The organism is Kitasatospora sp. NPDC101801 (assembly GCF_044766665.1).
In the GTDB taxonomy this organism is placed as follows: Bacteria; Actinomycetota; Actinomycetes; order Streptomycetales; family Streptomycetaceae; genus Kitasatospora.
Map to the genome: position 1 here is coordinate 1 of NZ_JBIWML010000037.1, position 14,711 is coordinate 14,711.

11 protein-coding genes, 1 tRNA gene and 1 pseudogene are annotated in these 14,711 nt (G+C 69.4%); 8 read left to right on the plus strand and 5 right to left on the minus strand.

Annotated elements, in window-relative coordinates; all coding sequences use genetic code 11:
- Window positions 1-308: 308 nt before the first annotated feature.
- Both ACIRPK_RS29405 and ACIRPK_RS29410 read left to right on the plus strand, forming a co-directional pair.
- A complete protein-coding gene (locus tag ACIRPK_RS29405) occupies window positions 309-1,259 on the plus strand; it encodes a tyrosine-type recombinase/integrase (protein WP_403044013.1) in 951 nt (316 codons plus the stop codon).
- Window positions 1,260-1,330: 71 nt separating this feature from the next.
- Window positions 1,331-2,317 (plus strand): transposase family protein, encoded by a 987-nt coding sequence (locus tag ACIRPK_RS29410; RefSeq protein WP_403043858.1) that lies wholly within the window; start codon window positions 1,331-1,333, stop codon window positions 2,315-2,317.
- 1,127 nt (window positions 2,318-3,444) lie between these two features.
- On the opposite strand, the gene ACIRPK_RS29415 is transcribed toward ACIRPK_RS29410, so the two are convergent.
- Window positions 3,445-3,518 (minus strand) — tRNA-Gly (locus tag ACIRPK_RS29415).
- Between the two features lie 191 nt (window positions 3,519-3,709).
- On the opposite strand from ACIRPK_RS29415, the gene ACIRPK_RS29420 reads away from it, so the two are divergent.
- Both ACIRPK_RS29420 and dcd read left to right on the plus strand, forming a co-directional pair.
- Window positions 3,710-3,931 (plus strand): hypothetical protein, encoded by a 222-nt coding sequence (locus ACIRPK_RS29420; RefSeq protein WP_403043861.1) that lies wholly within the window; start codon window positions 3,710-3,712, stop codon window positions 3,929-3,931.
- A 73-nt stretch (window positions 3,932-4,004) separates the two neighbouring features.
- Complete coding sequence (gene dcd / locus ACIRPK_RS29425) at window positions 4,005-4,580, plus strand: dCTP deaminase (RefSeq protein ID WP_403043864.1); 576 nt, start codon at window positions 4,005-4,007, stop codon at window positions 4,578-4,580.
- Window positions 4,581-4,634: 54 nt separating this feature from the next.
- On the opposite strand, the gene ACIRPK_RS29430 is transcribed toward dcd, so the two are convergent.
- The 4 genes and pseudogenes from ACIRPK_RS29430 to ACIRPK_RS29445 form a co-directional block, all read right to left on the minus strand.
- Window positions 4,635-5,525, minus strand: coding sequence for a metal-dependent hydrolase (locus ACIRPK_RS29430; protein ID WP_403043866.1), 891 nt, complete (start codon window positions 5,523-5,525; stop codon window positions 4,635-4,637).
- 26 nt (window positions 5,526-5,551) lie between these two features.
- The gene (locus ACIRPK_RS29435) at window positions 5,552-6,460 is read right to left on the minus strand and encodes a Yip1 family protein (protein WP_403043869.1); all 909 of its coding nucleotides are present in this window, start codon (window positions 6,458-6,460) and stop codon (window positions 5,552-5,554) included.
- Between the two features lie 186 nt (window positions 6,461-6,646).
- A pseudogene (locus tag ACIRPK_RS29440) lies at window positions 6,647-7,711 on the minus strand (sugar phosphate nucleotidyltransferase); the annotation flags it as partial.
- 228 nt (window positions 7,712-7,939) lie between these two features.
- Window positions 7,940-10,150, minus strand: a complete 2,211-nt coding sequence (locus ACIRPK_RS29445; RefSeq protein WP_403043872.1) for a (Fe-S)-binding protein — start codon at window positions 10,148-10,150, stop codon at window positions 7,940-7,942.
- A 293-nt stretch (window positions 10,151-10,443) separates the two neighbouring features.
- Between ACIRPK_RS29445 and dnaK the strand changes: the two genes are divergently transcribed.
- The 4 genes from dnaK to ACIRPK_RS29465 all read left to right on the plus strand — a co-directional run bounded on the left by dnaK (window position 10,444) and on the right by ACIRPK_RS29465 (window position 14,649).
- Window positions 10,444-12,285 carry a molecular chaperone DnaK gene (gene dnaK, locus ACIRPK_RS29450; protein ID WP_403043875.1) on the plus strand — a complete coding sequence of 614 codons (1,842 nt, stop codon included), beginning with the start codon at window positions 10,444-10,446 and terminating at the stop codon, window positions 12,283-12,285.
- Window positions 12,282-12,887: a nucleotide exchange factor GrpE gene (grpE, locus tag ACIRPK_RS29455; RefSeq protein ID WP_184916038.1), complete on the plus strand. Its 606-nt coding sequence runs from the start codon at window positions 12,282-12,284 to the stop codon at window positions 12,885-12,887. The genes dnaK and grpE overlap by 4 nt, the downstream gene beginning before the upstream one ends.
- A gap of 105 nt (window positions 12,888-12,992) precedes the next feature.
- Window positions 12,993-14,132, plus strand: coding sequence for a molecular chaperone DnaJ (gene dnaJ, locus ACIRPK_RS29460; protein ID WP_403043877.1), 1,140 nt, complete (start codon window positions 12,993-12,995; stop codon window positions 14,130-14,132).
- Window positions 14,133-14,139: 7 nt separating this feature from the next.
- Window positions 14,140-14,649: a heat shock protein transcriptional repressor HspR gene (locus ACIRPK_RS29465; RefSeq protein WP_403043880.1), complete on the plus strand. Its 510-nt coding sequence runs from the start codon at window positions 14,140-14,142 to the stop codon at window positions 14,647-14,649.
- Window positions 14,650-14,711: the final 62 nt, after the last annotated feature.

Here is a 14,711-nt window from a genome sequence, read left to right on the forward strand (position 1 = left end):
TGACCACGGCACAACAGCTCGCCGCGATTGCCGGGCACGACCTCACACCCCCGTAATCCTCACCAAGATCTAGGAGTTATTGTTCGACAGCCCCCTGAGGAAGAAGCAGAGCCACCGACGGTTTCGGCAACACCCGCCAGTACCGCTCCGGCCGCTGGAGCGCCAGCTACACCGACCGTAACGGCCAGACACAGCGGTCCCCGGAGACGTTCGACACCGAACTCGAAGCCATCACCTGGCTGGCCCTCGTCAAGGACGATCTCGCCCACGGCCGCCGGACACCACGCACGTCCCCCCTGCAAGGCGTCCTGTTCAAGGACTACGCCAAGGACTGGATCGACAACCGCCCCCTGATGCCCACCACCCGTGCTCTCTACCAGCGCCTGCTGCGGACGCGCCTCCTCCCCACCTTCGGCAACACACCCGTCACCCACATCACCTACGCGAAGGTCCGGGCGTGGAACACCGAGCAGAGCAGCACCACCGCCCCCTCCGTCACCCCCAAGGCGTACCGGCTGCTGAAGGCCATCATGGAAACCGCCGTTGCCGACGACGAGACGCTCCCCCGCAACCCGTGCCGCATCCGTGGTGCGGGCAGCGAGTACCCGGCCGAGCGCAGTGTCGCCACAGTGGAGCAGGTCTTCGCACTCGCGGACAACGTCGGCGACAGGTGGCGGCTCCTCGTCCTGCTGGGCGCGTTCGCCACCCTGCGGCCCGAGGAACTGGCAGCCCTGCGCCGCGAGAACATCAACCTCGACAAACGCCTGATCAGGATCGGCTCCGCCTCACCGGAGCTCCCCAGCGGCAGGCGCGTAACCGGCCGCACCAAATCCAGGGCTGGAACGCGCACCGTCCACCTGCCGGCCTTCCTCGACGACGCACTACGCCTGCACATGAACCACTACGCCGAACCCGGGCCCCTCGGGTTGGTCTTCGTCGGCGAGAAGGGCGCCCCGTACCGGCGCTCAACCTTCGGCCGAAAGTTCAAAGCAGCCCGCACCCACGTCCCGGACCTCCCCGCGAGTTTCACCTTCTACGACCTGCGCCACACCGGCAACACCCTCCTCTCCCAGGAGAACACCAGCCTCAAAGACCTCATGGTCCGCATGGGCCAGAGCACACCACGCGCAGCCCTCATCTACCAGCACTCCAACAACGACCGCCAACACGAACTCGCCGCCAAGCTCGACCACCGCATCCGCACCGGGATCAGCCAGCCGGCGGAGAACGACCAAAGCCCCGAACCATCGGCTCAATAACCCGTGCCCCCCGGAACGCCCAGCACCTCCGCAATGTGCCTAGCGACCTCGTGCATGGTTGGCCGTGGCCTGTGTGCGGTTGGCTCGTTGGACCAGACGTGGTGGGGACTGCAGCACGTGCGTTGATCGTTTCGGAGCGTCGGATCACGGGCCTGTCGCAGGTGGTGATCGCAGACCTGGTGGCCGAGCTGGGACCAGTGTGGCAAGCCCGTCGTGACGCCGAGCTGTGCGACCGGCCCCGGCGGCGGGCGGTCGGTGCGGGGGCGAAGTACAAGCTCGTCTTCGTCGACCGGCTCCTGGCCACCCTCGTGCACCTGCGACACGGCGTCACCCACGACGTTCTGGCCTGCTGGTTCGACGTGGACCGCTCCACGATCACCCGCGCGGTCGGTCAGATCCGGCCCCTGCTCGCAGATCGCGGCTGCCGCATCGCACCAGGCCAGCGGCTTCGCACCCTCGCGGACGTGATCGCCCACCTCGGCGCCACCGGGCGGACCGGGATCATCGACGCCACCGAGATCCGGGTCCGCCGACCGGCCGCCCATCGACGCGGCCGCAACCGCTTCGTCTCGGGCAAGAGCCGGATGAACGCGATGAAGGCGCTGGTAGTCACCGACGACCGCGGCCGCCTGCTGTTCTGCGGCGAGGTCCGGGCGGGTTCGGTCGCCGATATCACCCAGGTCCGCGACGCCGGCCTGGTTGACCTGCTCGCCGACACGGTTCACCTGGAGATCCTCGCGGACGCCGACTACCAGGGACTGGCCGCCCAGACCTACGGCCAGGTCGTCACCCCGCCCCGCAAACGCCGCGGCAAGAACCTCGACCAGGTCCAGTGGCTGATGGCCCACCACGAACAGGCCCGCTTCGAACACTCCTCACGTCGCATCCCGGTCGAGCACGGAATCGCTCACCTGAAGAACTGGCGCGCCCTCGCCCGCCATCACGGCCACCGCCACCACCTGCCAGACACCATCCGAGCCCTCGCCGGACTCCTGTCTGACCAACAAGCCACGCACAAAAGGAAGTTGCTCACCCTCCCGGCAGGACGAGCGGCCTGATCAACAAGCTCATCACCCCGCCAAGCACGACCCACGGCCAACCATGCACGAGGTCGTTAGGTCAGGCACGGCCTCAAAGGGCACTGTTGCACATCCGGTGGTGACGGAGCGTCATATTGGTGAGGTGACGTCAGAGGTCGAGGAGTCCGCGGGTCAGCGGGGGCCGTTCCGCCCTGGAGGAGCTCCGATTCGGACAGCCGACGCCCGCCGAGCCGCGTCGTCCAGCAGTTGGACGACCCCGCGTGACAGGGAGTCGAACGCGCAGGCCAGAGGGGTCACCGGCATCCGAGCGTCACCCATAGTCAGGGAGGTGACAGTCCGTCACCACCGGATGTGCGACAGAGCCGTTGCTGGACACACCCCGTGCCTCACTGGGTGAACTCCCCCTTCTACTCGAAGAGTTGCGCGATGCATTCCTCGTGACCAGGGGTCACTCCAAGATCCCTGCTACATCACTCACGGGACGCCATCGACCGGGAAACGTGCACCATGCCTACGAGGTCGAAGCCACCCCCGCTTGGAGATACCGCGCCGAGTGGCGTGCAAGAGCGGGCTACCCACAGGTCAGGAGGGCTTGAAGGAGTCGGGCCTTGGCGTGATCAGCGAGGACGCAGCTCGGCGCGCTACAGACACGCCTCCGGGCTGCGAATCAAGGGATCGGCAGGTTGGTCCCACATACACCGCAACCTCAATTCGAACTGAGGTTCCCATCGACAACATGAGCCCGGAAAGCTCATAGCCCAGACCGGGCCACGGAGGCGGCAGGACACGGGATCCGCTGCAGCCGGCCAGGCCCTTGCACTACTCGTGCGCTACTCGTGCGCACCAACCCCCGGACCACCTTCACCCCCCGCCACAAGCCCGATCAGGACATACGCGGGAGTGGACATACACTGACGAAGCCTCAGAAATTCATCGGAGAATCCGAGCAAGTTCCCGCCCGGAAAGGCCATATGACTGAACTTCAGATTCACTCCCGACAGCCAGCCGCACTCGGACCCCGCGCCACCGGCGGCGAGACTCACGCCGCAACCCCAGAAAAACGGAAAAATCCAAGCTCATGGCTCAGAATCCCGAATCGATCTAGAAAACCAGGAGCCCCAGGCCGCTGACCTGGGGCTTTGTACTGGAGCGGGCGACGAGAATCGAACTCGCGCTATAAGCTTGGGAAGCTCATGTTCTACCATTAAACTACGCCCGCTTGACGAGCCGTCACCGACTGCTCGATCATCCAACACTCTACCCCATCCGCCGACTGACCTCGGTCGACATCGGCGGGGGCGGCGAGTTGGGGCGGTGAATGTCCGGTAGATCCCCTAATGTGACGCTGGCTCGGGGTGTTTGTGGCCCCTGGGGCGTGGTGGCGTCATCGGGTTTGGGAAGGGGATCGCAATGGAGCAGCGCACTGTCGTCCGCTGTGCCGAGGGGCACCTGTTCAGTACTTCGACGTTTCCGATGCAGACGCTCGGGGCGGCGCGGCTGGGGCCGGGGCGGTTGATCCGGTGTCCGCAGTGCGGGCGGCTGCGGAGTTCGGTGCCGGCGGATGTGAGTGAGCTGTCGGGGGTGCAGTTGGCGCGGGCGCTGCGGCTGGAGGCGGCGGAGTTCCTGGCCTGAGCAGCGGACGGACCGTGACCGCGCCCCGGACGGGATTCGTCCGGGGCGTGGTCATGCACGTACCCTCGGGGACGTGCTGCTCTCTGACAAGGACATCCGTACCGAGATCGACAAGGGCCGGGTCGTGATCGACCCGTTCGACCCTGCGATGGTCCAGCCGTCGAGTATCGACGTCCGGCTGGACCGCTACTTCCGGGTGTTCGAGAACCACCGGTACCCGTTCATCGACCCGTCGGTGGAGCAGTCGGACCTGACCCGGCTGGTCGAGCCGGAGGGTGACGAGGCGTTCATCCTGCACCCCGGTGAGTTCGTGCTGGCCTCGACCTACGAGACGGTCACGCTGCCGGACGACATCGCCTCCCGGCTGGAGGGCAAGTCGAGCCTCGGGCGGCTCGGGCTGCTGACCCACTCGACGGCGGGCTTCATCGATCCCGGGTTCAGCGGTCACGTGACGCTGGAGCTGTCGAACGTGGCGACGCTGCCGATCAAGCTGTACCCGGGGATGAAGATCGGTCAGCTCTGCCTGTTCCGGCTGTCCTCGCCGGCCGAGTTCCCGTACGGCTCGGAGCGGTACGGCTCGCGGTACATGGGCCAGCGCGGCCCGACGGCCTCGCGCTCGCACCTGAACTTCCACCGCTCGGACGTGTAGCGAGCGCACGCGAAAGGGGGGCCGGTCCACTGGACCGGCCCCCCTTTCGCGTGTTCAGGCCCGCTTCGGCCGGGTCACCGCGACCAGCTCGCTGCCGTCCTCCGACAGGGTCAACTCGGTGCGGAGCTCGGCCAGTTCGCCGAGGTGGTGCAGGTGGGTGCCGCCGCAGGCGATGGCGGCGGAACCGGCCGGGAGCTCGCAGTGCCACTGGCGGCGGGCGGTGAGCTCGGGGCCGGGCACCTCGATCCGGACCGGGGCGTCGGCCGCGACCCAGGCGGCGAGCTGGGCGTTGACCGCCTCGGTGAGGGCCGGGAGGGCGTCGGCCAGGGCCGGGAACTCCTCGGTGGCCTCGGCGGTGAAGCCCTTCTTCCGGAGCGACTTGCCGAGCCGGTAGGTGTCGGTGCTGGCCTCGGTGTCCATCACCGAGGAGGCCATCGCCAGGCTGTCGAAGTCGGGGCTGCCGAAGGCGTCGGAGCGGCCCGGGTCCTTGCGCCAGCGCGGCGCGATCGCGGCGTTCAGGGCCAGCGCCAGCAGGTGGCAGCCGCTGTGCGCGGCGGAGAGCAGCGCCCGACGGTCGGCGTCGACCGACAGCTGGGCCGGCCGGCCGGTGACCGCGCCAGGGTCGGCGGCCAGCACGTGCAGCACCAGCCAGGACCACTCCGGGTCGCCCCGCCGGACCGGGATGTCCGCGCCGACCAGGAACTCCCCGGCCGGGCCGTACCCGCCGGTCAGGCAGTCGACCACCGGGTGCGCGACGCCGTCCACGGTCAGCGTGCCGAGGTCAGCGGGCTGGTCGGGCCAGGTGTGGTCGAGCGGGTGGAACGGGGTCGCCTCGGTGACCACCGCGTACCGGCCGTCGGCGAGCGGGTGGACGGCGAGCACGGGTGACTCGCCGGTCACCGCCCCGGCGGGGAAGCTGACGTGGGTGGTGGGGAGGGTGGTCATGCGAGGGCTCCGTACGAAGAGATGGTTCAGCCGAGCGTGGGGAGCTTGATCAGCACCAGCAGGGCGAGCAGTTGCAGGGCGGCGGCACCGGCGGCCTTGCCCCAGGGCAGGTCGTGCACCCGGCGCACCATGGTGGTCAGCAGCACGGCGCAGAGCAGCCAGGTGACCCAGCCGAGCACCTGGACCACCAGGTTGTCGGCGGGCAGGAAGAGCGCCAGCAGCAGCCGGGGGACGTCGCTGGTCCACCCGATGATGACGGCCAGGCCGACGGTGGACTGCCAGGGGCCGTCGCCGCCGAGCTGGCGCGCCAGGCCGTAGGTGACCGCGCCCAGCATCACGCCGGCCAGCGTGAAGCCGACCGCCGCACCGGCGATCGCGGTCAGCGCCACGGTGAAGGTGGAGTTGACCACCTCGTCCTTGGTCAGGCCGATGCCGAGCACCGCGAGCACGCCGTAGGCCAGCGAGACGGTCAGCGCGGGCAACCAGACCTGGTGGTCGCGCATCCGGTCGAAGGTGGCGGACGGGGCCCGGTAGATCCCCGTCAGCAGTTCCTTCCAGGCCAGCCGGGGGCCGCCCTGGTGCGGGGCGGACTGACCGCCGGCCCGGTACACCGCGACGTTGTCCTGCCCCTGCGGGCCGGCGTGGTCCGGGCCGCCCGGGTAACCGGGACCGGTGGAGTAGTACTGCTCGTCCTCGACCGTGAAGGCCCGGGTGTGCCCGGGCTGGTCGGGGTCGTACGCCCCGGGAGCCCCGGGACCACCAGGACCACCGGGAGCACCCGGCGGGTAGCCCGGGTGGGGTGCGGTGAAGTACTCCGGCTCCCCCACCGGGCCGCCCCCGGGGTACTGCTGCGGGTCCTGCCCACCGGGCGCCGCTGCCCACCCCCGTCGGGGGTCGGCGGCGCCCTCACCGTTGTCGTATCCGTTGCCAGCCACGAGTCGAAGGTACCCGTTCGAGCTGACCGCCCGTCGGTTGATCATGGCTTCGGCGCGGGATTGCAGCAGTGCTGTGACCCCGTCACGGACGGGGTCACGGTGGGCTCAGCGCGCCGCGACCGAGCGGGCGTGCACGACCGCCGCCGAGGTCTCACCGGCCGGGCAGCCGCCCGGGCCGGCGGTGGTGCGGACGGCACCGACCGGGAGCAGGACGCCGCAGGCGATCCGGATGCCGCTGGGCAGCTCGTTGTCGGACTCGACGGTGGCGCCGTCGCCGATCACCGCGCCGTCCAGCGAGCTGCGCGCCCCCACCGTGGCGTACGCGCCGACGATGGAGTCCTTCACGTAGGCGTCCGGGCCGATCACCGCGCCGGGCAGGATCACACTGCCCTCGACGATCGCGCCGGCCTCGACCACCGCACCGTCGGAGACCACGGTGCCGGAGCTGAGCACGGCGGCCGGGGCCACCGTGGCGCCCGGCAGCAGCAGCGCCTCGCCGGTCGGGCCCGGCACCGCCGGGGAGTCGACCAGGCCGAGCACCAGGTCGGCCGAACCGCGGACGAAGGCGCCGGGGGTCCCCAGGTCGAGCCAGTACGAGGTGTCCACCACGCCGCGGACCAGTGCACCGGTCTCCAGCAGCTCGGGGAAGGTCTCGCGCTCGACCGAGACCTCGCGGCCGGCCGGGATCCGGTCGATCACCGAGCGGGTGAAGACGTAGCAGCCGGCGTTGATCTGGTCGGTGACGATCTGCTCGGGCGTCTCCGGCTTCTCCAGGAACTCCAGCACCCGCCCGTGCGCGTCGGTCGGCACCAGGCCGAAGGCGCGCGGGTCCTCGACCCGGGTCAGGTGCAGCGTGACGTCCGCCCCGGCGGCCACGTGGCCGTCCCGGAGCGCGGCGATGTCCAGGCCGGAGAGGATGTCACCGTTGAAGACCAGCACCGGCTCGTCCGGGCCGCAGGTCAGGCCGGAGGCGGCGTTCCGGATCGCGCCGCCGGTGCCCAGCGGCTCCTTCTCGGTCAGGTAGACCAGTTCGATGCCGTACGGGCTGCCGTCCTGGAAGTGGTCCTCGAAGACCTCGGCCAGGTAGGACGTGGCCAGCACCACCCGGGTCACCCCCGCCGCCGCCGCCCGGGCCAGCTGGTGCGCGATGAACGGCACCCCCGCCACCGGCAGCATCGGCTTCGGCGTGTGGGTGGTCAACGGCCGCAGCCTCGTGCCCTTCCCACCGACCAGCATGATCGCCTCGGTCATGGTCCGCGCCTCTCCCCTTGCCCCTTGCCGTCACCGGCTGTTCCGGGGCGACTCGCCTGTCCTGTTCGGGACCCGCACACACGAGCCCACGGGCCTACTGTATTTGCTTCCAAAGGCGCCCCGTTCCAGCGGGGTTGCGACACGTACCGACGCACCGTTCACCTGACGGAAAGCGAACCGGCCCCGAACGCCCCAGCAGGGGGCGACGGGGCCGGTGCTGACGAGCGGTCAGGCCTCGACCGGCTCCGACTCGGCCGGCTTGGCCTTCACCGAGTCGAGCAGCAGCTGGGCCACGTCGACCACCTTGAGGTGCTCCTTGGCCGCGCCCTCGTTCTTCTTGCCGTTCACCGAGTCGGAGAGCATCACCAGGCAGAACGGGCAGGCGGTGGAGACGATGTCGGGGTTCAGCGACAGCGCCTCGTCCACCCGCTCGGTGTTGATCCGCTTGCCGATCCGCTCCTCCATCCACATCCGCGCGCCACCGGCGCCGCAGCAGAAGCCGCGCTCCTTGTGCCGGTGCATCTCCTGCTGACGCAGACCGGGGACCTTGTCCATGATCTCGCGCGGCGGGCTGTAGACCTTGTTGTGCCGGCCCAGGTAGCAGGGGTCGTGGTAGGTGATCAGACCCTCGACCGGGTTGACCGGCAGCAGCCGGCCCTCGTCGATCAGGTGCTGCAGCAGCTGGGTGTGGTGGATCACCTCGAAGTGCCCGCCAAGCTGCGGGTACTCGTTGGCGATGGTGTTGAAGCAGTGCGGGCAGGTGGCCACGATCCGCTTGACCGGGGCGTCCTCCAGCGCGGCGTTCAGGGTCTCGACGTTCTGCGCGCCGAGCATCTGGAACAGGAACTCGTTGCCGAGCCGGCGCGGGGAGTCGCCGGAGCAGGTCTCCTCCTTGCCGAGGATGGCGAACTTCACGCCCGCGGTGTGCAGCAGCTCGGCGAAGGCCTTGGTGGTCTTCTTGGCCCGGTCCTCCAGGGCGCCGGCGCAGCCGACCCAGTAGAGGTACTCGACCTCGGCCGGGTCGATGTCCTCACCGATCACCGGCACCTCGATGCCGGTCTCCTTCTTGAGCTCCTTGACCCAGTCGAGCCTGGCCTTGGTGGCCATGCCCCACGGATTGCCCTTGTTCTCCAGGTTCTTGAGCATCGTCCCGGCCTCGGTCGGGAAGGAGCTCTCGATCATCACCTGGTAGCGGCGCATGTCGACGATGTGGTCGATGTGCTCGATGTCCACCGGGCACTGCTCGACGCAGGCCCCGCAGGTGGTGCAGGACCACAGCACGTCGGGGTCGATGACGCCGTTCTCCTCGGCGGTGCCGATCAGCGGGCGCTCGGCCTCGGCCAGCGCGGCCGCCGGGACGTCCTTGAGCTGCTCGGGGGTGCCGATCTCGTTGCCCTCGGCGTCCTTGCCGCCGCCGGCCAGCAGGTACGGCGCCTTGGCGAAGGCGTGCTCCCGGAGGCTCATGATCAGCAGCTTCGGGGAGAGCGGCTTGCCGGTGTTCCAGGCCGGGCACTGCGACTGGCAGCGGCCGCACTCGGTGCAGGTGGAGAAGTCGAGGATGCCCTTCCAGGCGAAGTGCTCGACCTGGGATACGCCGAAGTTCGCGTCGTCGGCCGGGTCCTCGAAGTCGATCGGCTGCCCGCCGCTGGTCATCGGACGGAGCGCGCCGAGGGCGACGCCGCCGTCCTCCTCGCGCTTGAAGTAGATGTTGAAGAAGGCCAGGAAGCGGTGCCAGGCGACACCCATCGAGGGGTTGATCCCGATCGTGGCGGCCCAGGCGAACGAGATGCAGATCTTCAGCATCGCGAACAGGTAGATCAGGTTCTCCAGCGTCCCGTGCGCCAGGCCCTTGAAGGCCAGCACCAGCGGGTAGGAGACCAGGTACGCCGCCTCGTAGTGGTCGGCGCCCGCCAGGGCGCCCTCCAGACCGCGCAGGATCATGATGCAGAGACCGATGCCGAGGATCGTGTACTCGACGTAGAACGCCTGCCAGGCGATCGAGCCGGCGAACCGGGACTTCCGCCCGGCCCGGCCCGGCAGGCTGAGCAGGCGGATCACGATCAGGGTGGCGATGCCCAGCGTGGTCAGCGTGCCGACCAGCTCGGTGAAGATCTCGAACGGCAGCCAGTGCCCGATCACCGGGATGACCCACTCGGCGTCGAAGAGCTGGCCGAAGGCGGTCACCAGGGTGGAGACCAGGGTGAAGAAGCCGACCGCGACGAACCAGTGCGCGACGCCGACCACGCCCCAGCGGTTCATCCTGGTGTGGCCGAGGAACTCGACGGCGACCGTCTTCGTCCTCTGCACCGGGTTGGCGGTACGGGTGGAGTCCGGCGCACCGGTCTTCACCACCCGGTAGATGTACGCGGCCGCGCGGGCGGCGAGCGCGGTGCCGATCACAGTGGTGACCAGCGAGATGACGATCGCTGCTAGCTGCATCGGCTCTCCGTCTCAGCGGCTGGGGTGTAGCGGGTCGGGTGGCGGACCCTCCGAGTGTACTCATCAGTAACTTTCAGGGCCGACGGCCCGGAGACTACCGCGCGTTAACACCCATTCAGAAGACGCTCAAGGTATGGCGGCAGTCACTAAGGGGATACTCACCCGTCCGGGCGAGCCCTGCGGATAAGCGCGCAGTAAAGTTGAGCCCGGTCGGCTCATGGCTGTTGACGCACCCGATCGAGTCGTGCATCCTTGAGCCTGTAAAGCTCAACTTCTTCATGGAGGTACCAACGATGGCACGCGCGGTCGGCATCGACCTCGGCACGACGAACTCGGTCGTCAGCGTTCTCGAAGGCGGTGAGCCCACCGTCATCACCAACGCCGAGGGCGCCCGGACCACGCCGTCCGTCGTCGCCTTCGCCAAGAACGGCGAGATCCTGGTCGGCGAGGTCGCCAAGCGCCAGGCGGTCACCAACGTGGATCGCACGATCCGCTCGGTGAAGCGCCACATGGGCACGGGTTGGAAGATCAACCTGGACGGCAAGGACTTCAACCCCCAGCAGATCAGCGCCTTCATCCTGCAGAAGCTGAAGCGCGACGCCGAGGCGTACCTGGGCGAGACGGTGACCGACGCGGTCATCACCGTCCCGGCGTACTTCTCCGACTCGGAGCGCCAGGCGACCAAGGAGGCCGGTGAGATCGCGGGCCTCAACGTCCTGCGCATCGTCAACGAGCCGACCGCGGCCGCGCTGGCCTACGGCCTCGACAAGGACGACCAGACCATCCTGGTCTTCGACCTCGGCGGCGGCACCTTCGACGTCTCGCTGCTGGAGATCGGCGACGGCGTCGTCGAGGTGAAGGCCACCAACGGCGACAACCACCTCGGTGGCGACGACTGGGACCAGAAGGTCGTCGACCACCTGGTCAAGGTCTTCCAGTCCGGTCACGGCGTGGACCTCTCCAAGGACAAGATGGCGCTCCAGCGCCTGCGCGAGGCGGCCGAGAAGGCCAAGATCGAGCTGTCCTCGTCCTCCGAGACCTCGATCAACCTGCCCTACATCACCGCGTCGGCCGAGGGCCCGCTGCACCTGGACGAGAAGCTCACCCGGGCCCAGTTCCAGCAGCTGACCGCCGACCTGCTGGAGCGCTGCAAGACCCCGTTCCACAACGTCATCAAGGACGCCGGCATCGCGCTGTCCGAGATCGACCACGTGGTCCTGGTCGGTGGCTCCACCCGGATGCCCGCCGTCGCCGAGCTCGTCAAGGAGCTGACCGGCGGTCAGGACGCCAACAAGGGCGTCAACCCGGACGAGGTCGTCGCCATCGGCGCCGCGCTGCAGGCCGGTGTGCTGAAGGGTGAGGTCAAGGACGTCCTGCTGCTCGACGTCACCCCGCTGTCCCTGGGGATCGAGACCAAGGGCGGCATCATGACCAAGCTGATCGAGCGCAACACCACGATCCCGACCAAGCGCTCCGAGATCTTCACCACGGCCGAGGACAACCAGCCGTCCGTGCAGATCCAGGTCTACCAGGGCGAGCGCGAGATCGCGGCGTACAACAAGAAGCTCGGCATGTTCGAGCTGACCGGTCTGCCGCCGGCCCCGCGTGGCCTGCCCCAGATCGAGGTCACCTTCGACATCGACGCGAACGGCATCATGCACGTCGGCGCCAAGGACCTCGGCACCGGCAAGGAGCAGCGGATGACCGTCACCGGTGGCTCCGCGCTGCCGAAGGACGACATCGAGCGGATGATGCGCGAGGCCGAGCAGTACGCGGCCGAGGACCACGAGCGCCGCGAGGCCGTGGAGACCCGGAACCAGGGCGAGCAGCTGGTCTACTCGACCGAGAAGTTCATCGCGGACAACACCGAGAAGCTGCCCGAGGACGTCAAGACCGAGGTCGAGACCGCGATCGGCGAACTCAAGGAGAAGCTGAAGGGCGAGGACATCGCGGCGATCCGCGAGGCCACCGAGAAGGTGTCCACCACCGCCCAGAAGCTCGGCGCCGCGCTGTACGCGCAGAACGACGCCGCGGGTGCCGCCCCGGCCGGTGACGCCGCCGGTGCCGCCAAGGACGACGACGTGGTCGACGCCGAGATCGTCGACGACGAGAAGCCCAAGGGTGGTGCGGCATGACGGAGAAGCCGCAGGGCGGCGAGCCCGGCGACGACTCCGCCGCCGAGGAAGCCGTGCTGAAGGCCGCCGAGGAGGCCGTCGCGGGTGCCGGTGCCGACGAACTCGCTGCTGCGAAGCGTGAGTTGACCGAGCGCACGGGTGACCTGCAGCGTCTCCAGGCCGAGTACCAGAACTACCGCAAGCGGGTCGAGCGGGATCGTCTGACGGTCCGCGAGATCGCGGTCTCCAACATCCTGGAGGCCCTGATCCCGGTGCTGGACGACATCGGCCGGGCCCGTGAGCACGGTGAGGTCACCGGTGGCTTCAAGTCGGTCTCCGACAACCTGGAGACCGTGGTCGCCAAGCTGGGCCTGCAGCAGTTCGGCAAGGAGGGCGAGCCCTTCGACCCGACGCTGCACGAGGCGCTGATGCACAGCTACTCCTCGGACGTCACCGAGGACACCTGCGTGCAGATCCTCCAGCCCGGCTACCGGATCGGCGAGCGGATCATCCGCCCGGCGATGGTGGCCGTGGCGGAGCCCCAGCCGGGCACCCAGAGCACGGCCGCGCCGGATGCCGACTCGTCGGACTCCGACAAGGCCGACGGTGCCACCGAGAGCTGACCGAACGAGCGCTGCGGAGTCGTCCGTCGTCCTGGACGACGGGCGGCTCCGCAGTGCCGTGTCCGAACGAGCAACAGCGAACGACGCCGGGAGGTGGCAGCAGCCATGAGCGCGAAGGACTACGTGGAGAAGGACTACTACAAGGTCCTCGGTGTGCCCAAGGACGCCACCACCGCCGAGATCAAGAAGACCTACCGGAAGCTCGCCCGCGAGTTCCACCCCGACGCCAACAAGGGTGACGTCAAGGCGGAGGACCGGTTCAAGGACATCTCCGAGGCGTACGACGTCCTGTCGGACGACAAGCGCCGCAAGGAGTACGACGAGGCCCGCAGCCTGTTCGGCAACGGCGGGTACCGGGCCGGCGGCCCGCAGGGCGGCAGCTTCGACTTCGGCGACCTGTTCGGCAACAGCCCGCAGGGCGGCGGCGGGGTCGGCGACATCTTCGGCGGCCTGTTCAACCGGGGCGGCCGACAGCCGCAGCCGCGCCGGGGCGCCGACGTCGAGACCGAGGTGACGCTCGCCTTCGAGGAGGCGGTGGACGGCGCCACCGTCCCGCTCCGGATGACCAGTCAGGCCGCCTGCCGGGTCTGCTCGGGCACCGGTGCCAAGGCCGGCACCACCCCCCGGGTCTGTCCGACCTGCGTCGGGGCCGGCACGGTCAGCCGGGGCCAGGGCGCGTTCGCGCTCTCCGAGCCCTGCCGGGACTGCAAGGGCCGCGGCATGCTGGTCGACGACCCGTGCACGGTCTGCCACGGCAGCGGCCGGGCCTCCTCGGCCCGCACCATGCAGGTCCGGATCCCGGCCGGGGTGCAGGACGGGCAGCGGATCAGGCTCAAGGGCAAGGGCGCCCAGGGCGAGCGCGGCGGCCAGCCCGGTGACCTCTACGTCACCGTGCACGTCGACGCCCACCCGGTGTTCGGCCGGAAGGCGGACAATCTCACCGTCACCGTGCCCATCACCTTCCCGGAAGCCGCGCTGGGCGGCACCATCGAGGTGCCGACGCTGAACGGACCTTCGGTCAAGCTCAAGCTCCCGGCCGGGAGCGCCAACGGCCTGACCATGCGGGCCCGCGGCAAGGGCGCGACCCGCACCGACGGCACCCGCGGCGACCTGCTGGTCACCGTGGAGGTCGTGGTCCCCAAGCACCTCGAGGGCGAAGCCCTGGAGGCCCTGGAGCAGTACCGCGAGGCCACCGCCTCGGACGACCCGCGAGCCGCCCTGTTCAAGGCGGCAGAGGGAGCGTGATGACCCGATGACCCCCGACACCCCGATCGGTCCGGGGCCCGGCCTCGGCGAGGGCCTCCCCGGCGGCCCCGGCCTGGGCCGCCCCCGCCCGGCCGCGACCCACTACGTGCTGACCGAGGACACCCCGGTCTACGTGATCTCGGTCGCCGCCGAGCTCTCCGGCCTGCACCCGCAGACCCTGCGCCAGTACGACCGCCTCGGCCTGGTCTGCCCCGACCGCACGGCCGGCCGCGGCCGCCGCTACTCCGCCCGGGACATCCAGCAGCTCCGCGAGGTCCAGCGGCTGTCCCAGGACGAGGGCATCAACCTGGCCGGCATCAAGCGGATCATCGAGCTGGAGAACCAGGTGGCCGCCCTGCAGTCCCGGATCGGCGAGCTGGCCGACTCCCTGGAGGGTGCCGCCTCGGCCCTCCAGCAGCGGGAGGCGGCGGTGCACGCCTCGTACCGGCGGGACCTGGTGCCGTACCAGCAGGTACAGCAGTCCAGCGCCCTGGTGGTCTGGCGGCCGAAGCGCTGACCCTGCCCGCAGTCCAGCCGAGCCGCCGGTGCCCCCAGTCAGGGGGCTACCGGCGGCTCACG

Bases quoted from the DNA above. Each gene is read 5' to 3' on its own strand.
- dnaJ (WP_403043877.1), top strand. From the start codon at position 12,993: ATGAGCGCGAAGGACTACGTGGAGAAGGACTACTACAAGGTCCTCGGT.
- dnaK (WP_403043875.1), top strand. From the start codon at position 10,444: ATGGCACGCGCGGTCGGCATCGACCTCGGCACGACGAACTCGGTCGTC.
- ACIRPK_RS29430 (WP_403043866.1), bottom strand. From the start codon at position 5,525: ATGACCACCCTCCCCACCACCCACGTCAGCTTCCCCGCCGGGGCGGTG.
- ACIRPK_RS29445 (WP_403043872.1), bottom strand. From the start codon at position 10,150: ATGCAGCTAGCAGCGATCGTCATCTCGCTGGTCACCACTGTGATCGGC.
- grpE (WP_184916038.1), top strand. From the start codon at position 12,282: ATGACGGAGAAGCCGCAGGGCGGCGAGCCCGGCGACGACTCCGCCGCC.
- ACIRPK_RS29420 (WP_403043861.1), top strand. From the start codon at position 3,710: ATGGAGCAGCGCACTGTCGTCCGCTGTGCCGAGGGGCACCTGTTCAGT.
- ACIRPK_RS29465 (WP_403043880.1), top strand. From the start codon at position 14,140: ATGACCCCCGACACCCCGATCGGTCCGGGGCCCGGCCTCGGCGAGGGC.